The sequence below is a fragment of the Dyadobacter sandarakinus genome, from assembly GCF_016894445.1.
Lineage (GTDB): Bacteria > Bacteroidota > Bacteroidia > Cytophagales > Spirosomataceae > Dyadobacter > Dyadobacter sandarakinus.
In genome coordinates this window covers 1813634-1833581 of record NZ_CP056775.1, presented here as the reverse complement: position 1 = coordinate 1833581, position 19948 = coordinate 1813634, and the positions used below count along the sequence as shown (strand labels likewise).

Sequence of the window (19948 nt, the reverse complement as noted above, 5' to 3'; positions counted from 1 at the left end):
AAATAACAGGTTACTGTTTATACAACTACCCCCTGGCTTTTTCCCGGTATCAGATTTGGGTACCGGCTGCCAGGAATTTCCGCTGCCATAACATACCGATCATTGCAGCCGCCATGATAATCACCAGTCCCGCCGCAAGTCCGATTACAGATACCGGAAATTGCTTAAATAAGGGTCCGGAAAGGTAAATGCCCGCCACATCCGCCTGGTTGCTCAGCGCCATGTAAAAACCGAACTGCGCTGCTGCAATGCTTTTGCGGCATACGCCCATCAGCACAGGAAGTGCGGCAATGCTGAAGAGGGATTCAAAAGTCTGCCTGGCCATCAGTCCGCCTACTGCAAAGCTTTCGTGTATCCAGAGCGTACTGGCCAGTGAGAATGCTACAAATGCGGCACCCATCATCATGGTCACCATCACAAGTAACTTCAGAGCGCCGATCCGGTCGGACAACCAGCCACCGAGCAAAGCCACGGCCACAGCCGTAATGCTCCCGTAGGTACCGCTCAGGACAGAAACCGAAGTATCTGTCCAGTCCAGCTTCTGGATGAGGTGCAGTGCGAAGGTGCGCTGAAAAAGGCGCTCACAGACGAATACCGCCGCTACGGAGACAAAAAGGAGCAGACTTCTTTTCACGAGCAGCGCACGCGCCAGCTCTCTCACCATGCCCGGAAACAACATCCAGCCTGTCGCTGCTTGTGTGCCTGCCAGTTTTTTGAATGAAAAACGCGCATGCCCGGCTTCTTCTTTGATGAAAAATGTAAGCAGCGTCAGGAGAAACAATACGGCCGACTGGGTCAGTACCGCATAGCGGAAGCTTCCAAAATGGATGATCAGCGCAAGTCCGGCCGAGCCCAGCGCCTGCCCGATGACCATCCCGATTTTCATGAGCGCATTGGTACGTCCCCGCTCTTCTTCCGGGACAATGGTGATCGCAAGTGCATCCACGCTGATATCCTGCAGGGATGCAAATACCCCGTGAACAACAAATGCACCTACAAGCAGCCTGAAATCCGCCACAGGATCGCCGACGAGCAATAAAGCCAGCGAAGCCAGAAATGCCATTACCTGTGCGGCAAGGATCCATGGCCGCCTGCGTCCCATGGCCGAACCCTGAAACCGGTCGACCAGTGGTCCCCACACAAACTTGAACGCCCAGGGCAGTCCTACCAGCGCCCCGAAAGTCCCGATGGTACCGGCATCCATATGTCTTGCCGACAGGTAGTTGGTTACTGCGATCAAAGCGAAGCCTCCCGGCACCCCCTGCATGATGTAGAGATAGAAGAAAGAAAAGTAACGGAGACGTTGGCTTTCGAGGAGCGAGTTCATAGCTCCAATCTACACAAATAATTGAGCAGATCGTTTTTTGTGCGTTGATCTTGAACATCCTGCATGCAAAGGTTTTCTCAAGGCACAGTTATTATAGCTTACCCCGCATATTGACTTCGAGAATCAACAAACAAAAATGGATCTACCAAATGGAAACGAACCAGAAAACGCATTTGATTGAAATAGAAAGGCAGTTTGACGTGGATGTTGAAACGCTTTTTCAAGCCTGGACGGAGGCTGAACACCTTAAAAAATGGTGGCACCCGATGGGAGATTCGCTCACTGAGGTGAAAAACGATTTGAAGGAAGGCGGTGTAGTGGCGTACTATGCAGGAGACCAGGGACTGGAAATATCGGGTACTTACAGCGAGGTGGTACCTAATGAAAAGCTGGTGTACTCCTGGGTCTGGAATATGAGCGATGAAGGCTCCGAAAGCGGGTACACACTTACCGTTCAGTTTTCGTCCGAAGGAGAGGGAAGCAAGCTGCATGTGACGCAGGACGGCTTTTCAGGACCCGAGCTGGTGAAGCCACACGAGGAAGGCTGGCAGAAAGGACTGGATGATCTTGCCGCATACCTGTCGGGAGGAAACAACGGCGGGAACGCTGAGGCAGGTCAAAGTGAAAACACGGAGGCAAGTCAGAATGAGGCACCTCGCTCACAAACCGTGACACAGAACGACCTTCAGGATCCGGCAGTGACGGCTGACCGCTCGGGAGGATATAACGAATCGCCGGAACAAGCCAAAGTAGGCGGCGGCTGATCATTAAAAACAAAAAAAAAGCCCGTAACTGCTGTTACGGGCTTTTTTTGTGCCTGAAATACACTACTTACCTGAGTCGGACATCACGATCAGTACGGCTCCCCCGATAATGAGCATCCCGCCCACGGCCAGCTGCCAGGTAAGTTTTTCTTTTAAAAACAAAATGGATAAAATGACCGCAATTACCAGGGACGACCGCTCGATGGTGGTCACGTAGGAGGCGGGCCCCATGGAGAGTGCTTTAAACGAAAATAGCGTGGAAAGGGTAGTGGCCAGCCCCGCCAGTACCAGCAGCACCCAAGCCTTGGTCTCGATTTCTTTCACCTGTGAGAATGTACCCTGCCAGGCCACGACGGCCCAGGTAATGCAGAAAATGAAAATGGCCTGAATTGCAAATGCCAGGCTCGAATCTACTTTTTTTAATCCAGCCTTTGTCAGAACTGTTACCAAAGCTGCCGAAACAGCCGCACCTATTGCCCAGAGTACCCACATGGAGATCTTTTTTAAAACATTTACCAATCAACGGCTTAGCTTTATAAAACAACCATACCGCAGTGCGGTGCGGCTCAGCTGTGGTATAAAGAAAGCTGGTGGTGCATTGGCCTACGCCTTCGCAAGTTCAAAATAGAAGGTACTGCCCATTCCTATTTCACTAATAACCCCGATGCTGCCCCCCTGCGCTTCTATGAATTCCTTGCTGATCGCCAGTCCGAGACCGGTTCCGGTTTTGGCACTGCCGGGTACCTGGAAGTAGCGGTCGAAGATCCTGGTGCGATAGCGACTGTCGATCCCCTTGCCTTCGTCCTGAACCGAAAACCGGATAGTCTGCCCGGAATCTGTCACCTGTATGCGGATCTGGCTTTCTTCCTGCGAGTACCGGACTGCATTGGTCAGGAAGTTGATGAGCACCCAGGCCGTTTTTTCCATGTCGGCTTTGACGTGCGGGAGCTCATCGTCAGTCTGTACCACCAGACTGATATGTTTTTGTTCGAGGGGTATTTTTACTGCATCAGCCGCATACCGGAGGATCTCGTACGGACTGCTTTGCTGAATGTTCAGCTGAATGTTGCCCGTTTCTACCTGCGACATGTTCAGCAGCTCGCCGGTAATTTTCAGCAGCCGGTCACTGTCCTCGCGGATACCCGTCAGCAGTTGCGCCTGCTCATCATTGAGCAAACCCGTGTGCTGGTTTTCAAGTAGCTGCAAACTCATTTTAATGGACGAAATGGGTGTTTTAAGCTCATGGGAAACGGTGGCTATGAAGTTGGTTTTTGCAAAGTCGAGCTCTTTGAAGGGGGTAATGTTTTTCAGGAGAATCACCTGGCCGATCAGTTTCTTGACGCGCTCGCCGGTCGGAACAATGGTGATATCCACGATTTCCTTTTCAAAATAACTTTCTTTATTGTCTGCATAGATCTTCAGAGAAGCTGCGCTGCCGGACGCATTGATTCCGCTCTGGCCATTTTTTTCTTCGATCAAAACCCGGATCAGGTCATTTTGTTCGGCCAGCTCGCTGGCAGATTTTCCAAGCATGTCGGCAGCCGCTACCCCGGTAATTCGCAGGGCTTCTTCATTGGCAAAAAGGATCTGCTTGTTTTCATCCAGCCCGATCACCGGCTCGTGCATGTTGTTGATCAAAGCATCAATGCGCTTTTTTTCGAAAAGAACCTGCGAGAGATTACTGTTGTCGTATTCTTCCAGCTTTTCGGCCATGGAATTAAAAGAACTCGCCAGCTCGCCGAATTCATCACGACCCTGAAAATGCAGGCGCTCCGCATAGTTTTTGGCAGCGATGGCGCGGATACTTTCGGTCAGCTCGCGGATCGGATTGGCAATGTTACCCGGCAGGTTCACCAGCAGTGTCAATGCAATGAGAAAACAGATTGTACCGGCCACAGCGATCCACACAAAAGCCGACCTGACCGTGAGCAGCGCCTTGTCGCTCTTGCCATGGATCGCCTCCATGTTGATCCGGGTAAGCTCGGCCAGGTCGCTGCGGATCAGCGCGGGCAATCCTGCATTGCTTTTTTGCAGAGACAGGGATGCAAGGTGGCTGGCTATTTTCTGCGTTACCGCACCTTCGCCGGGTTCGGTTACATTTTGCTGCTGAAGTTTCAGGTTTTCTTCAAACATGTTCCTGGCGCGCACCTCGGAGAGCAGTCCGTCGGATGCCAGCAGCATGTTGCGGGTATAGTCGAGGGTCTTGTAATTGTCCTGAAGAATATTTTCGGTATCCTGTTTCAGCACATATACATACCGTGCTGCGATCAGCGACAAAGTCAGGATCATCAGGAAAAGAAGCCCCAGTCCAAGCCGCAGTTTGGTTTTGATTTTCATTTTTCTACTGCAAATGGTTTGGTAAAACTCATGAAAGAATCACAAGGTCAATGTCCGAGGAAGATAGTTTTTTCAAAAGATTATTGAAAAGGTTGGTCGCCATAATTACCCGTATCAACGTAATATGCGGCTTACCTACACAGATGGTCGTGATCTCGCGCTGCTCGGCCACCCTGATAATCGCTTCGGACACATTTGTGCTCTGCACCCGCACGATCTCGGCGCCCATTTCCGTGGCAAGCTTGAAATTGTTAATCAGGTGCCGCTGCTTGCCGAGCGCGATCTTGTCCTGACTTTCACCCGGCGTCTGCACATACAGCACGATCCATTTGCTGTTGTAGTAGCTCGCCAGCCGTGCCGTTTTCCGGATCACATGCCGAGCGGTATTTTCATTGCTGCTGATGCAGGCCAGGAATTTCTCGCGTTTCGGTGCTACCAGGCGCGGTATTTCGGACTCTACTTTCCGCTCCACCTGGCTGGCCACTTCTTTCAGCGCGAGCTCGCGGAGTTGGAGGATATGGTCTGGCTTGAAAAAGTTGCTGAGCGCCGTCTGTATTTTTTCTTGTTTATAAATTTTCCCCTCTTTGAGCCTGGTAATCAGCTCGTCGGCAGTGAGGTCAATGTTGACCACCTCGTCTGCGGTGCCCAGCACACTGTCGGGGATACGTTCTTTCACCTCCACGCCGGTAATGGCTTTTACTTCCTCGTTCAGGCTTTCAATGTGCTGGATATTGACAGCGCTGATGACGTTGATCCCGGCTTCCAGGATTTCGAGCACATCCTGCCAGCGCTTGTCGTTTTTACTGCCTTCAATGTTGGTATGTGCCAGTTCGTCGATCACGACCACTTCCGGACGAAGGCTGATCACGGCCTGCACGTCGAGCTCGTCGAGCTCTTTGCCTTTGTAAAAAAGTTTTCTGCGCGGGATTACCGGCAGGCCGTCGAGCAGGTCGTGGGTTTCTTTCCGGTTATGCGTTTCAATGTACCCGATCTTGACATCGATGCCGCTGCGGAGCAGTGCGTGTGCCTCCTGCAGCATCCGGAATGTCTTGCCAACCCCGGCGCTCATGCCGATGTATATCTTGAATTTGCCGCGGCGTGACTTTTTGATCAGGTCGAGGAAATGTTGTGCGCTGGGGTTGGTCTCGGACATTTTCGGGTGTGAATCAGTTCGTTATATACTTTGTCGGCTGCATGGTGTCAAAATGCCACTGACAGGGATGTGGTAAGGAAAAAGTTGTTTTTACTTAGATCCTGATCTGTCCGCTGTGTAAAAATGCGGTCTCTGCTGCTCAGGTTCCTGGCCTCAACCCGACAGAGTACACCCGGAAAAACCGCATAGTCCACATTGGCCGAGTAGCCGAACGTTTTAAATCCGTTTGCCGTGCCGGTGCCAATGATCACACCATTTTTATCCTGGAAGTACTCCCCGCGCAATGCGATATGTAGCTTCGGGGCCGGCGTGTACCGGGCGATCAGTACTGGCACGAGCCAGTTGTTGTAGTCGCTGCTGCCTTTGTGTTTTTGCTCCATACCATAATCGAAGCCCGCGGTCAGCCCCAGCTTTTCTGTGAGCTGGAAAATGCCGTAGATATTATGGTAGTAGCGCATCAGCCGGGTACTGTCCGGTTTATCATTACCCGCGAACGTGCTGTAATTCAGTGTAACTGAAGATGCAGGCTTGTAGGTCACCTGCGTACCGAAGCCCGGCGTACTGTTGCCGTCAACACGCTGGATGCGCTGCCAGCCATTGAGGTACATGGCGGCGAGGTACAGCTTGTCGTCTTTGGACGTGTAGCCCAGCTTCACGCCCGATTCATAGTAGGGGGTATTTTCGGCTGACAAACTTCTGGTCAGTGCCCAGTTGTCTTTTCCTATCGCACTTTCAAATCCGATGTGCGAAGGCATGATCCCGGCATCGATCCATAGATTGGCATTGCGGGATACTTTCACACCAACATTGGCTTCAAAAACATTTTTCAGCACACCCGGCTCAGCGGCGTAATTGGCATTCACGTAGGTACCGGCGGCCAGTGCGAGGTTACCCCTCAGCCGGCCCGCAGTATAGCCTGCCTTGATAAAGCCCAGGTTGAGGTTGACCTCCCCGGCACGATTGAAGTTGTACAGAAATCCAGGTGTGGTGTTGTTGAGCGGCCTGTTAAAATCGTAATTGTAATATGCCTCTGCATACCCGCTTACGGTCAGTGTACCTTTGATGTCTGTGGAATCCTGTGCGGAGGCTGGTTGCAAAATCGCCCATCCTAGCGCACTCAGTAATAAACGCTTCATTGAAAATAGTACTGAAAATGAATGTAGCGGCGCATTTCAAATTTCCTTCCGGTTCCCGCGTCGCTGCCGGTGGGAGCCGGAAGGCATTCCCTTAGTTTTCGAGTGCCATGTTCAGGCTGAGTACATTGACTTTCGCCGGCCCGAACAATCCGAACAGTGGTTTTTCGGTATTGGCATCGATGAGCTGCCTGATTTGTTCAACAGGTATTTTACGAACGGATGCAATCCGGTTGACCTGGATCCGGGCGGCTTCCGGCGATATATCCGGGTCGAGCCCGCTGCCGCTGGCCGTCACCAGCTCTACGGGAATGTCCTTTTTGGTCACACCGGGATTATGTACCAGGAAAGTGTCGATGCGGGCCCGGACCATCGCCAGGTACTCAGGGTTGGACGGACCTTTGTTGCTGCCGCCGCTACCTGCTGCATTGTAGCCCACAGCCGATGGACGACCATTGAAAAAGCGGTCTTCTGTAAATGTCTGGCCAATGTTTGCATAATACTTTTTACCATGGGTAATCACCACTTCGCCTTGTCCGGCATTGGGTGCGAGCTGGGCTACTGCCCATACCAGGGCCGGGTACACCACCCCGAAAAACACCAGGGTCACGATCGTCAGCCGGATAGCGGGAATTATGTTCGTTTTCATTTTTTTGTTTTTTTAAATGCGTTTTAAATCCAGATACTCACCAGCAGGTCAATGACCTTGATGCCCGCGAAGGGAATCAGCACGCCTCCCAGACCGTAGATCAGCAGGTTTCGTCTCAGCAGGGCACTGGCTCCGATGGGCTTGTAGGCCACGCCTTTCAGTGCAAGCGGGATCAGGAAGGGAATGATGATTGCATTGAAGATCACTGCCGACAGGATCGCACTTTCAGGGGTGCTCAGCCGCATGATGTTCAGGCCCTGCAAGGCAGGAATGCTTGCAATGAACAAAGCCGGAATAATGGCGAAGTATTTGGCAACATCATTTGCAATGGAGAAGGTCGTGAGCGTGCCCCGCGTCATCAGCAGCTGCTTGCCGATTTCTACGATCTCAATCAGCTTGGTAGGATCGTTGTCGAGATCTACCATGTTGCCGGCTTCCTTGGCGGCCTGGGTACCGCTGTTCATCGCCACACCCACATCCGCCTGGGCGAGGGCAGGGGCATCATTGGTACCGTCACCCATCATGGCCACGAGCTTGCCGCCTTCCTGTTCTTTCCTGATGTAGTTCATCTTGTCTTCGGGCCGGGCCTCGGCGATGAAGTCGTCCACGCCAGCTTTTTCTGCGATGAATCTGGCAGTCAGTGGATTGTCTCCCGTCACCATCACGGTTTTGACGCCCATCTTGCGGAGCCGCTCGAATCGCTCGCTGATGCCGGGTTTGATGATATCCTGCAACTCTACCACACCCAGTACGCGCTCGTTTTCGGAAACCACGAGCGGGGTGCCTCCATTGCTCGAAATCGTTTTTACCTGTTCCTCCGTCTCCGGCGGGAAGTGGTTGCCGGCCTGGATCACCAGGTTCCTGATCGAGTCGAAGGCTCCTTTACGGATACGTGTTCCTTCAAAGTCGATGCCCGAGCTGCGGGTTTCGGCCGTGAAACGGATGAAGGTGGGGTCGGCTACCTGGTAGGTAGCCGGTGTGGCATTGGCCAGTTCAAGGATAGACTTTCCTTCGGGCGTCTCGTCCGCTACCGAGCTCAGGACCGCTGCTTTGATAAAGTGATTGTCGGTTATTCCTCTGGCGGCATGAAAATGCGTTGCTTTCCGGTTTCCAATGGTGATCGTACCCGTTTTATCCAGCAGCAGCACGTCGATATCCCCGGCAGTTTCCACGGCTTTGCCCGATTTGGTAATCACATTGGCACGAAGCGCACGGTCCATACCGGCTATCCCGATGGCCGAGAGCAAACCTCCGATGGTCGTAGGGATAAGACAAACAAAAAGCGAGATAAATGCAGCGATGGTGATGGGCGTATTGGCGAAATCGGCAAAAGGCTTTAATGTCACGCAGACAATCACAAATACGAGCGTAAATCCTGCCAGCAGAATCGTGAGGGCAATTTCGTTGGGCGTTTTCTGCCGGCTTGCACCTTCTACCAGCGCGATCATTTTGTCGAGAAAACTTTCACCGGGAGCGGTCGTGACCATCACCTTGATCTTGTCCGATAATACCCTGGTGCCGCCGGTTACGCTGCTTTTATCACCTCCTGCCTCACGGATTACGGGTGCCGACTCGCCTGTGATGGCACTCTCATCAATGGTGGCCAGTCCTTCGATGATCTCCCCGTCGGTAGGGATGTTGTCGCCCGCTTCGCAGATGAAGATATCGCCTTTTTTCATCCCCGCCGACATTACCTGCTGAGTTGCCACGGAAAAGCCCGGCTTGTTTTCGATGACCCGTTTTGCGGGTGTTTCCTCGCGCGTTTTGCGCAGGCTGTCGGCCTGGGCTTTTCCTCTTGCCTCAGCGATGGCTTCGGCGAAGTTGGCAAACAGTAATGTAAGCAACAGGATCAGGAAGACAACAAAGTTGTAAGCAAAACTGCCCTGTGTGGTATCACCAGCCAGGATCCACACACACACTGCCAGCATCACGAACGTGCCGATTTCGACAGTGAACATGACCGGGTTACGAAACAGGATCCTGGGATTGAGTTTGATGAACGATTGTTTCAGGGCTTCATTCACCAGCTCCCTTTGGAACAAGGATGCATTTTGATTTTTCATTGGATGGTGGAGGCTTTCGGCATATCGCTTCCGGCACTCGTTTTTGATGTTCTGGAATTTTTGTAAAAAACCGCAGTCAGGCGCTACAAGCTGAAATACTCTGCAATAGGGCCCAGGGTCAGCGACGGGAAGAATGAGAGCGCAGTGATGATAAAGATCACGGCCAGGATCATCATACCGAAAGTGCCTGAGTCTGTCCGGAGTGTACCTGCACTTTCGGGAACGTACTTCTTATCTGCCAGCAGTCCTGCAATGGCCACTGGCCCGATGATCGGGATAAAGCGGGACAGGATGAGCACGAAGCCGGTTGTGATGTTCCACCAGAGGTTATTGTCTCCCAATCCCTCAAACCCGCTGCCATTGTTGGCTGCCGAGGAAGTGTATTCGTACAGCATTTCACTGAATCCGTGGAAGCCGGGATTGTTTAGGTTGGCAGACGTAATCCCGGGAAATGCCGCAGCCAGGGCGGTACCGGCCAGGATCAGCAAAGGGTGCAGCAAGGCAACGATCATGGCGATTTTCATCTCCCTTCCTTCAATCTTTTTACCCAGCAGCTCCGGGGTCCGCCCTACCATCAGTCCGCTGATAAAGACCGCCAGAATGATGAACACGAAAAAGTTGAGTATGCCCACGCCACATCCCCCGTAAAATGCATTGGTCATCATGGCCAGCATCTGCATCATTCCGGAAAGGGGCATGCTGCTGTCGTGCATGGCATTCACAGAGCCCGTGGAAATAACGGTCGTGGCTATACTCCAGAACCCCGACGCTGCCGCACCCAGCCTTGTTTCTTTTCCTTCCATAGCCCCGGCATTCATGTTGATGCCCGTAGCGGCAAGTGCCGGGTTACCCTGAACTTCCCAGATCACCGTGGGGATACAAAGGACAAGAAAGCCGATGGTCATGACGCCAAAGATCATCCAGGCCATTTTCCTGCGCTTCAGAAAGAATCCCATTGCAAAAATCAACCCGAGCGGAATGATCATTTGCGAGATCATCTCGACGGCATTGGTCAGGTAATTGGGATTTTCCAGCGGGTGCGCCGAGTTGGCCCCGTAAAAGCCACCGCCATTGGTTCCCAGGTGTTTGATGGCGACAAAGGCAGCTACCGGTCCCGTGGACACGCCCACGGTATCACCCTGCATGGTTACCATGCTGTTTTTGCCTTCGAAGGTCATCGGCGTACCGTTGAACGTCAGGATCATTGCTACCAGAACAGACGCCGGAAGCAGGATACGGGTACAGGAGATGACCAGCAGGTTGTAAAAATTGCCGAGCTTGTCCGTGGTTTTTTCTTTCAAAGCCATGAAGAGGACCACGGCAGCAGCCATACCGGTTCCGGCACTCACAACGTGTAGGAACATCAGGAACAGCTGGGAAAGATAGCTCACGCCGCTCTCGCCGGAGTAATGCTGCAGGTTACAGTTGACGACAAATGAAATGGTGGTATTAAAGGCCAGGTCGGCGGTCTGGCTGGGATTTCCATCCGGGTTCAGCGGCAGCCAGCTCTGGTTCATGAGCAGGAACATGCCGAGCAGGAACCACACAAAGTTGATCGTGAGCAGGGCAGCCATGTGCTGCTTCCAGTTCATTTCAGCAGCCCTGTTGATGCCGCTGAGGCGGAAAAAGAGTTTTTCAAGCGGATTGAGCAGGGTGTCGGGCAGTGTTTTTTCACCTGCGTAAACCTTCGCGATGTACTTCCCGAAGGGGACAGCCATCAGGATGGTCAATGCGTACATGGCGACGACACCTGGTATTTCTGTATTCATTTTTTTGAGGTTTATGGCATTCCGGGTTATCGGCAGTTGTCTGGCGAACCCGGAATGCGATCAGATTAAAATTTTTCGGGTTTGATCAGCACGTAGCACATGTAGCTAAACACGGCAAGGGAGACGATGAACAATGCAGCCATGATTTCAGATTTTTTCAAAAAATGTGATGGTTTTGTAAAACAGGGCAAAGCAGAGGCAGCCCGCGGCCAGCAAGAGGATTGTTAACATAAGGCAAAATTTTTAAAAGATGGTGCTGCAAATCGCCACGTGTCCGGGTCATATGGATTGAAAAAAGATGGTTCATTGCAATTGTTTTTTCAACAACCTGTTCCATTGGCATACCACAAAAACATCTGTAAACCTTATCGCTTGTTTTTCAGTGTTTTAGGCATAATCCGGTTTGCATGCCTGCCAAATAAACCCTATCATTTTGATAAGCGTTTTATCAAAAACGGTATAGGACTTCGCTCATTCCAGTTAAAGATTTGTGGATGTAATGCGTGCTGGCCGGGATTTAGTATTTCTTTACAAAGGCAACAATCCCGATGTATATTGTAGAATTGTTGCTATCTTCATCTTTTTTCGGAACGCAGCATTAGTATATGGTTTATTCGATTGTCTATGTAAGTTCGTCATCCGGTTTGCTGGCCGATGAAGAACTGGAAAGCATTATTTCCAAAAGCAGACTTAATAATTCAGAGAAGGATATTACGGGCGTACTGTTGTATTGCAATGGCAATATCATCCAGGTGCTCGAAGGGGCTGAAGAAACAGTGATGGACACATTCAGAAGGATCCTGCGTGACCACCGGCATACACAGGTCACACGGTTGTTTGCGGGCATGGTGCCTGACCGTTCCTTTCAGAAATGGTCCATGGGATATTCGACCATGACCAGCAAGGATATGGGCGAGCTGAAGGCTGCTTTTCCGGCTATTGATAATCCGCATAAACGTGATCTGACCGGCAAAACGCTTTCCTTGATCAAAAATTTCTACATCAATAATCACCGGAACTGATACGGGAAAATGCCCCTGTACCGCATCCCTGGTATACCATGCAGGATAGTTGAAATGCTTTCCTCCGGGGGGCAGGGATCAGTAAGTCTGTACATTGTCCTTATCCAGCCAGAACCTGCAGATCCGGTCGAGCACGTCCTGGGTTTCCTGTAATGTGAATGGTTTGATCACGTACGCGTCGGCACCTTCCTGGTAACATTTACGGATTTTGGCCTCACTCGTTTCTGCACTCATGATAATGATCGGGCGCTCCGCAAAAAACGGGTAAAATTCACTTTCGGGATGTTTCAGCAGCCGGAGAAGCTGCTGACCGGCCATACCTTCCATTTTCAGATCAATGATCATCATTTCGGGAAACTGATCATAATCCTTTCTTATCAGCAATGAATTAAGGTGCCGGTACGCAGACTGCCCGTTCTCAAACATTGAAAGTGAATGAGCCGGAACGCGCTTTCTCAGCAGCGTATACATTAGAAAATGATAGTCGGGATTGTCATCTATAATATAGATTTGTTTTTTCATGTCACTGGTAATAAAAAAGTGAACATCCGTTAAAAATCATACCACAGATGTTGCTTTTTTCCTGCGATTGCCGCAAGCCTAAAACCTGCTTTTTACTGACTCCAAACCAACCAAAGAAAGTGAATTGATAAGGGTACATTCTCAGCAGAAAATATCTTCCTTTTAGATTTTCAATGCAGTTTCTTAACCTCAGACAAGCATATTGTTTTAGAGGTAAACAGGGTATTGAACCTGATTAAAGCAGGAAGGAACGTGGACTGGCATAGTTTTAGAAAAACAATCGCGATATCATTCATCAAAACTAAAAGCAAGTAACATGAAAAAGTCGATCATCTTTGCCGTAGCTGCTATGTTGAGCGCTGCCACGGTATCATACGCCCAAAGCAGTGCTTCCAATGCCACAGGCCAATCCAATACAGACAGCCGGAAGGAAACTCCGGGTGCCACCAAGCCGGGGGGCGGTTCTGCGACGAAGACCAATGGTGACAAAGGCGGCGGCCAGCCATTACAGCAGGCCCAGAAAACCACAGCGGGGGATGGTGCCACCAGGCCCGGCGGTGAATCTCACAAAAACGCGAACGATGTAGGCCGGTACTCCGAGAATGAGGATTCCAAGTCTATGACGCACTCACGCGAAGCCATAGAAATTCGCAGAAAGAACATGACCGAGCCGGATGTAACTGTGAAAGAAGGAAGCGGATCGTCTGAAAGGAACACGAAAAATCACACAGGCTTTACCGGTAATTATCAGAACAATGATTCCAAGCAAAGCCTGAAATCGAAATCAGATGAGTAGCAGATCAGCTACTTTAACTGATGATTTACGTTAAGCCAGAATGCATTCCATATAAAAAGCCCGTTTATCTACTGATAAACGGGCTTTTGTATTAAATGACCTTCATACTCTGGATTATAGCGTCAGGTTAAGACGGGCAAAAGCGAATCGTCCGTTGAAACCAAATTGCTGGCCCGTGCGCGAATAGATGAAGTATCCGGCCCCGCGGTTCCCTCCGATGGTCTCGTCCGGGTAAACGTCCAGCAGGTTATTGGCCCCGATCGTAAACCGTACCGCTTTTGAAATATCATAGCTCAGCGCCAGGTCGGTAATCACCTTGGATCCGAACGTTTGTGCATCGGCTTCCACATTGGTAGCCGCATTCACCGGCCCGAAATACACGTTCCGCAGGAACACGCCGAACTTGCTGATGTTGTAGGTGAGTGTCAGGTTACTCTTCACGCGCGGCACTGCCGATTCCAGGTAAATTCTGCTTGAACGGTCAAAATAGCTGTTTTCTTTTCCGGCCAGCAGGGGCGAGGCTTTTACATTTCCTGCAATGTTGGTCTTTACAAATGTACCTGAGAGGTCGGCCCGGAAGCGCGATTTGCCAAATCGTTCACTGTATGTAAGTACCGCGTCAATACCGCGGGTCTCCGTATCAATGGCGTTGGCAAAAAAGCGCGCGGTTTGCGCATTGGCCTGCGAAAGCAGCTCATATATTTCGCGGTCCTGGTCGGTGGCAGTGGCTGCATTGCTGCCGCTGAACTGCCCGGTATACACAATCCGGTTGTTGATGCGGATGTAATATCCGTCTACCGTAAGCTTGAATTTACCAAAGCTTCCTGTAAACCCGGCACTGTAATTGACGGAAGTTTCCTGTTTCAGCTCCGGAATGCCCAGCAGCTTTGCGGGCCGGCTTTCATTGGTAAATGTGCCCGACTGGATAATTTGTCCTTCCACAAATAGGCTGGAAGTGGCACTGAAATAACGCTGGTGCAGGGAAGGTGCACGGAAGCCCGTACTTGCGGCAGCCCGGAGTGCGAAGTTTTCCCCGATTTTGTAGCGTGTCGCAAGTTTCCAGTTCCATGTTGAGCCGAAGTCCGAGTAGTTTTCAAAACGTACTGCCCCGTCTACAAGCCACTTGTCGGTAATGTCCAGCGCGAGGTCGGTGTACAGGCCTACGGATGTCCGGGAAACGTCGATCGCGTTCTCCGGCCGGAAGCCAGGGAAGGCTTGTGCGCCACCGGCATAATTGCTGCCGTTTGCGGCTTTGAGGGTAAAGATGTTACCGGTGAGGCTCGGAATCAGGATATCGGCTCCATTTGAACCCACGCCAACTTTGATGGCGCGTCCGTAATCTCCCCACGATTTTTCTTCACCTTCCACGATCTGGTAGTTTTCATACCGGTGCTCGGCCCCGAATGCCACGTTCAGTCCACTCAGGACATTTTCAAAATTGCGGTTGATGTCCAGATTAGTGGTATTCTGTGTAAACCGGTAGCCGCCATCGGTGAAGCGGGTAGGAGAGGCTTTCAGCAGCGAGGCATTCAGTGAGTTCGCTGTCGCAAAGTCGATCTGGTTGCGTCCGAAGGTATTGCTCAGGTCTGCATTCCATTTGCCAACTTTCCCGCGTATACCGGTAGCCAGGGATTGGTCGTAGTTGTCGGTAACGATCAGCGGCAGGTAGCCGAGCGGATATATTTCCGCAATGTTCTGCGTCAGCTGGGCCGGCATGCGACGAAATGCGGCAGACTCTCCGTGCCGGTAATTCAGTCCGCCGAAAGCATATATCTCTGCCTCATTGGCAAGGGGTACCGCGCTGTTAAATGAAATCGCGCCCCCGCGTGCCGCAGCCTGGCCGATCCTGGACGTAAAGTCCGAGCGGGACATACCCCTGCGTTCGAGTTCGGCATTGGTAATATCCGCGCCGGTCGGGCTCGGGTACAGAGCCGGATTGTTGTAATCCGAAAAGATGACACCCGTAAACTCCTTCATCCGGTTGGTCGGATTGCGGAAATCAAATGAGCCTGCAAGATTGAAGAACCCGCCTTTCGTACCCAGCGGCAAGCCGTAGTTCACATTGGCTTGCACCGTTTCGCCGTCGATGTTATCTTCTGAATTCCTGGAAGCATATCCGCCGGCAGTGACACTTGCCCGCAGTTCGCTCACATTGTCTTCGAGGATAATGTTCAGCACACCCGCGATGGCATCCGAGCCATATTGGGCCGAAGCTCCGTCACGCAGGATTTCAATGCGCTTGATGGACGACGTAGGTATCGCATTCAGGTCGGTACCCACAGATCCTTTGCCGAAAGTACCGTTGATGTTGATCAGTGAAGTGGTATGCCGGCGTTTTCCATTGACCAGCACAAGTACCTGATCCGGCCCGAGCCCGCGGAGCGACGCAGGATCAATATGGTCGGTACCGTCTCCCAGAACCTGCGTATTGGAGTTGAACGAGGGAGCAACATAATTGAGGATCTGGTTCAGGCTGACCTGTCCGACATCCCTGATCAGGTTTTTTACATCAATCACATCCACGGGTACTGGCGTATCCAGCTGCGAGCGAGCCTCTCCCCTGGAACCCAGCACCACCAGCTCGTTGAGGGAAGTGGTTTGCAGGTCAAAGTTCAATGTGAGTGCCTGCCCGGCCTGTACTGTTACAGGATGCTGTTCGGGTGTGAGGCCGGTAAAGCTGGCCGTGATAACATAGGTACCGGCAGGTAAAGTAAGCGAGTAGGTACCGTCGGCATTGGTAATAACACCCTCACCACCACCCTGCACAAACACCGAAGCGCCGGGAAGTACCTCCTGTCCCTCCCTCACAATACCGCTCACGGTGGCATCCTGCGCGCTTACCATCCCGAGCGACCATAGCAAAGCAATTGCGGACAATTGCGTTTTTCGTAAAATGTACTTCATTCCATAAGTTGTTTGATGAATATGAAAAAAACCGTCGGTTGGTAACAGGTTCGTGTAAAGGTATATAAAAGATTAAGTAGATAGTTTTAGTGGAATATCAAGTGTTCAGGGGTTAAACCCTGATTGACTTCCGGTGAAAAAAGCGGAATTTTCCTCCATACGGCCTTTAAGAAATTCGACGTGCCGTTCTAATAAAGAGCAGCATTACTACACAATCAAGGCCATAGTTGTGTAAAATCGCGTGCCAGGACGCGCTTACGAAAACCGGTTGCGGGCATCGTAGGCAAGTCCCAGTCCGACACTCGAAAGTTTGTCTTCTTCAGACCAGTCTGCCGTAGGAAAAAGCTGGCGGAATTGTTCCTGGATCAGGGGAATCTCGGTAGAACCGCCTGTCATAATTACCAGGCTCACCGATTCCGGCCCGATACCTGCGGCACGAAGGCATTCGCGGGCTGCCTGAATGATCCGCTCCGTTTTGATCGTAATCGCAGCATTGAAATCTGCCCGGGCAACGTCAATCTGCAGGGATTCATCGATAAAATCGAGTGCCGCCGCATACTGCTCGCTGCTGGCGAGTCCGATCTTAATTTTTTCCGTTGCGGCCAGCACCGCATGTCCGGTTTCCTGTTCGAGCACGCTGATGAGCCTGCCGTAGCGTACGGGATCGTGCGTTTCGCGCAGCAGCTGCCTGGCCTGGAAAATGGTTTTATTTGTATAAAGAAAATTAACCTTACTCCACTCCGAAAGATCAAAGTAATGATACGATGGTACTTCGAGGTTTTTGGCACCATATCGTGAGCGGAAGCCAAGTTCGGGCATCATTTCGGCCAGGCTCAGGTCCTTGTCAAAGTCGTTGCCGCCCAGCCTGACACCCGTGTTGGCCAGGATGTCCTCATTCCGGTCGTGTTTGCGGGCATTTGCCTGGGAAAGCCGGATGAGCGTGAAGTCGGAAGTGCCGCCGCCAAGGTCTACAACCATAGCCAGCTTTTCGCCCGTAACCCTTGCCTCATGCGCAAATGCAGCCGCAATCGGCTCAAACTGAAAACCGACTTCCTCAAACCCGAGCCGCTTTGCAATGGCTTTGAGCTCATCCTCAGCCCGCTGGTCTGCCGCGGCATCATTGTCTGTGAAATGGACGGGCCTGCCCATGACCACGTGGCGGAGCGCCGTGCCGCAGGTCGCCTCTGCCTTCTGCTTCATCTGGTCGAGGAATGCCGCAATAATCTGGTTAAACCGCATCAGTTCGCCATTTACCATCGTTCCCTGACGCATCGCCTGCGACCCCAGTACACGTTTCAGGCTGCGCATCAGCCTCCCTGGCTGGCGGGTAAGAAACCGCTCCATGGCTTCACGTCCGAAAAAAGCCTGGTTATCCTTCCGCGCAAAAAACATGGCACTCGGGATCGTATAATGGTCGCCTTCTACCGGAACCAGAAAAACCTTATCCTGGTCAGCCACGGCCAGGCTCGAATTGGAAGTGCCGAAATCAATACCGCAAAAAACAGAGTCACTCATGGTTTCAAAAATTGGGCGCGCAATTTCTCATTATTTGCCGGTGAATGCAAGTCGGGGAATGTTTGTCCAATAAAATCGGCAATGCAAATGCTGCCTTGTACCAGGTCAGATGATGGTAATCTGCTCCGGGTCAGTAGTGCCGTTTTCTTTCAGAGTTTGATCCCACACCACCTGCGCACGCTGGTACCAGGTCCAGATGCCTGAAAACAGCAGTCCCGCCCCGATCAGAAATCCGAAGAGCTCGATGGTATTAAAAATATCCAGCCCCTCCGTATTGCTGATCATGGAGCTTGTGCCGGTGCCGTCCGGACCTGTATTTTCATAGGCTGTTCTTTGCTTTTCAAAGTTTTGCCTGGCGATATCTGAAAACACCAGTGAAAAAACGATGATCAGCAGCCCGACCAGTGCGAGGATTTTGGGCAGGTTATTGGACGGAATTGTAGATGAAGTTTTCATAAGTTTGTTGATTGCTAGGATGTTACAGGATTTGAATAAGCCTGGCAATGCGTATACAAAAAGCCGGCCTGCTCGAAGTAATTTTCATGCAGGCCGGCTTTTATTTCGAATTAATATCACCTTCGCTCATTGTAGATCCCGAGCTCAGCGACAGTAGGCGGATTTTTAAAGCCCGAAAACCGGACCCTGACTTTCTGCCCGGTCACCCGGTCAAACCGTAAGACCTTCGTGCGCCCCTCCTGCGTACCCGCAGTAAGCGGATACCATTTGTTGTTGGCAAAGTAATCCAGCTGGTAGTGCAGCGGATTCGCTTTTGCGGATGTCAGTACGACCGTATTAAATCCGGTTTCCTTCATCAGATCTATTTCGAGCCACGGCTGGGTTACGGCAGGGTTGGAGTTCCAGCTGGTTTTAAAATCGTCATCATTGGCGAAATCCATGATCATCATATCATCGCCCCAGCTCGAATCAGCAGGCTTGTTCCTGGCCAGATTGGAAGCAATCACCGGCCCGTCATTGGGCAGGAGGGAAGGTAAGCTGACCGGTTTTTTATAAATCTTGCCGATCTCCTTCAATTCGGCAATCACATTATCGTCAATCAGTCCGTCGCGGTTGGGTGCTACATTCAGGATAAAATTGCAGTAAGCCCGGTTAAAAGGCACCAGGTTTTTGTTCACCAGCTCATCCGCTTTTTTGACGGGGGTTGTCGGAAAGGACGGTTTCCAGAACCAGTACTGATTGATCGGGAGGCACGAAAGTGCAGGCAGCTTGTTGCTTTCCTTTGAAATATGCTGGCCTGCGCCTTGTTCGTAAGACTTGATATCCGTATAAAACAATGCTTCCGCCGGGTATTTGGCAGCATTCAGGTCCATGAGCAGGCAGTTGGGCTGAATGGATTTTACCAGGCTGTAAATTTCCTCAAACGGAACATCATCATACGAAATCCGCAACCAGGGCGCATCCCAGCCGTCGATGATCAATGCGGTGATCTCGCCGTAGTTGGTGAGCAGCTCGGTGAGCTGGTCCTTGATCATCTGAATGTGCGCCGGCGTAATATGGCCGGGGCGAAGCTTGTGGTGCGTGTCCAGGATGGAGTAGTAAAGCATTACTTTCAGGCCCTGCCTGCGAAAGGAATCTGCATATCCGGCAACGATGTCTTTTCCGTAGGGACTATGCATCACATTATAATCGGTCGTTTTGGTATTCCAGATTGTAAAACCGCTGTGGTGCTTGGTGGTAAGACATCCGTACGCCATGTTAGCCGACTTTGCCGCAGCCGCCCACTGGTCGGTATCAAGTTTTCCGGGATTGAAAACAGCGGGAGAAGCATCCGGATCGGCCCAGTCGTCCTTGCCGTAAGTAGGTATGTTATAGTGGATAAACATGCCAAAACCAAGGTTGACAAAGTCTTGCTGCAAGGTCACAAGTGACCGGGTAGTTGCTGTTTTCTGAGCCCAAGTTGTTGTAAATAATCCGGAAGCCAGCAGGAAGAAGGCAGCTGCCCAGACCTGTTTCATTTTCTTGTACTGCATTTTTAA

17 protein-coding genes are annotated in these 19948 nt (G+C 51.4%); 3 read left to right on the top strand and 14 right to left on the bottom strand.

Going from position 1 to position 19948, the window contains the following annotated elements:
- Nucleotides 1-49: 49 nt before the first annotated feature.
- The gene (locus HWI92_RS07210; protein ID WP_204662139.1) at nt 50-1327 is read right to left on the bottom strand and encodes an MFS transporter; all 1278 of its coding nucleotides are present in this window, start codon (nt 1325-1327) and stop codon (nt 50-52) included.
- A gap of 149 nt (nt 1328-1476) precedes the next feature.
- Here HWI92_RS07210 and HWI92_RS07205 point away from each other — a divergent pair, with 149 nt between their 5' ends.
- Nucleotides 1477-2091, top strand: a complete 615-nt coding sequence (locus HWI92_RS07205) for an SRPBCC family protein (RefSeq protein WP_204662136.1) — start codon at nt 1477-1479, stop codon at nt 2089-2091.
- Nucleotides 2092-2154: 63 nt separating this feature from the next.
- On the opposite strand, the gene HWI92_RS07200 is transcribed toward HWI92_RS07205, so the two are convergent.
- The 8 genes from HWI92_RS07200 to HWI92_RS07165 form a co-directional block, all read right to left on the bottom strand.
- Entirely contained in the window at nt 2155-2583 is a 429-nt protein-coding gene (locus HWI92_RS07200; protein WP_204662133.1) for an EamA family transporter, read from the bottom strand.
- 111 nt (nt 2584-2694) lie between these two features.
- Nucleotides 2695-4428, bottom strand: coding sequence for a sensor histidine kinase (locus HWI92_RS07195; RefSeq protein ID WP_204662130.1), 1734 nt, complete (start codon nt 4426-4428; stop codon nt 2695-2697).
- A gap of 28 nt (nt 4429-4456) precedes the next feature.
- On the bottom strand, nt 4457-5581 hold the full coding sequence (locus HWI92_RS07190; RefSeq protein ID WP_204662127.1) for a sensor protein KdpD: 1125 nt from the start codon (nt 5579-5581) through the stop codon (nt 4457-4459).
- A 47-nt stretch (nt 5582-5628) separates the two neighbouring features.
- The gene (locus HWI92_RS07185; RefSeq protein ID WP_204662124.1) at nt 5629-6717 is read right to left on the bottom strand and encodes a porin; all 1089 of its coding nucleotides are present in this window, start codon (nt 6715-6717) and stop codon (nt 5629-5631) included.
- A gap of 91 nt (nt 6718-6808) precedes the next feature.
- Entirely contained in the window at nt 6809-7363 is a 555-nt protein-coding gene (locus HWI92_RS07180; protein ID WP_204662121.1) for a K(+)-transporting ATPase subunit C, read from the bottom strand.
- A gap of 23 nt (nt 7364-7386) precedes the next feature.
- Entirely contained in the window at nt 7387-9426 is a 2040-nt protein-coding gene (gene kdpB / locus HWI92_RS07175) for a potassium-transporting ATPase subunit KdpB (protein ID WP_204662118.1), read from the bottom strand.
- Nucleotides 9427-9509: 83 nt separating this feature from the next.
- Entirely contained in the window at nt 9510-11195 is a 1686-nt protein-coding gene (gene kdpA / locus HWI92_RS07170; RefSeq protein ID WP_204662116.1) for a potassium-transporting ATPase subunit KdpA, read from the bottom strand.
- Between the two features lie 65 nt (nt 11196-11260).
- Nucleotides 11261-11356, bottom strand: coding sequence for a potassium-transporting ATPase subunit F (locus tag HWI92_RS07165; RefSeq protein WP_204662114.1), 96 nt, complete (start codon nt 11354-11356; stop codon nt 11261-11263).
- Nucleotides 11357-11800: 444 nt separating this feature from the next.
- Between HWI92_RS07165 and HWI92_RS07160 the strand changes: the two genes are divergently transcribed.
- The gene (locus tag HWI92_RS07160) at nt 11801-12217 is read left to right on the top strand and encodes a BLUF domain-containing protein (RefSeq protein ID WP_204662112.1); all 417 of its coding nucleotides are present in this window, start codon (nt 11801-11803) and stop codon (nt 12215-12217) included.
- A 78-nt stretch (nt 12218-12295) separates the two neighbouring features.
- Here the strand turns inward: HWI92_RS07160 and HWI92_RS07155 are convergent, their stop codons facing one another.
- Nucleotides 12296-12739 carry a response regulator gene (locus HWI92_RS07155; RefSeq protein WP_204662110.1) on the bottom strand — a complete coding sequence of 148 codons (444 nt, stop codon included), beginning with the start codon at nt 12737-12739 and terminating at the stop codon, nt 12296-12298.
- Nucleotides 12740-13055: 316 nt separating this feature from the next.
- Here HWI92_RS07155 and HWI92_RS07150 point away from each other — a divergent pair, with 316 nt between their 5' ends.
- Nucleotides 13056-13535, top strand: a complete 480-nt coding sequence (locus tag HWI92_RS07150) for a hypothetical protein (protein ID WP_204662108.1) — start codon at nt 13056-13058, stop codon at nt 13533-13535.
- Between the two features lie 114 nt (nt 13536-13649).
- Here HWI92_RS07150 and HWI92_RS07145 read toward each other — a convergent pair whose 3' ends face one another.
- From HWI92_RS07145 to HWI92_RS07130, 4 genes are all read right to left on the bottom strand, one after another.
- The gene (locus HWI92_RS07145; RefSeq protein WP_204662106.1) at nt 13650-16439 is read right to left on the bottom strand and encodes a TonB-dependent receptor; all 2790 of its coding nucleotides are present in this window, start codon (nt 16437-16439) and stop codon (nt 13650-13652) included.
- 255 nt (nt 16440-16694) lie between these two features.
- Nucleotides 16695-17954, bottom strand: a complete 1260-nt coding sequence (locus HWI92_RS07140) for an Hsp70 family protein (RefSeq protein ID WP_204662104.1) — start codon at nt 17952-17954, stop codon at nt 16695-16697.
- Between the two features lie 105 nt (nt 17955-18059).
- Complete coding sequence (locus HWI92_RS07135; protein WP_204662102.1) at nt 18060-18410, bottom strand: hypothetical protein; 351 nt, start codon at nt 18408-18410, stop codon at nt 18060-18062.
- A 116-nt stretch (nt 18411-18526) separates the two neighbouring features.
- Entirely contained in the window at nt 18527-19927 is a 1401-nt protein-coding gene (locus HWI92_RS07130; protein ID WP_204662099.1) for an alpha-L-fucosidase, read from the bottom strand.
- Between the last annotated feature and the right edge of the window lie 21 nt (nt 19928-19948).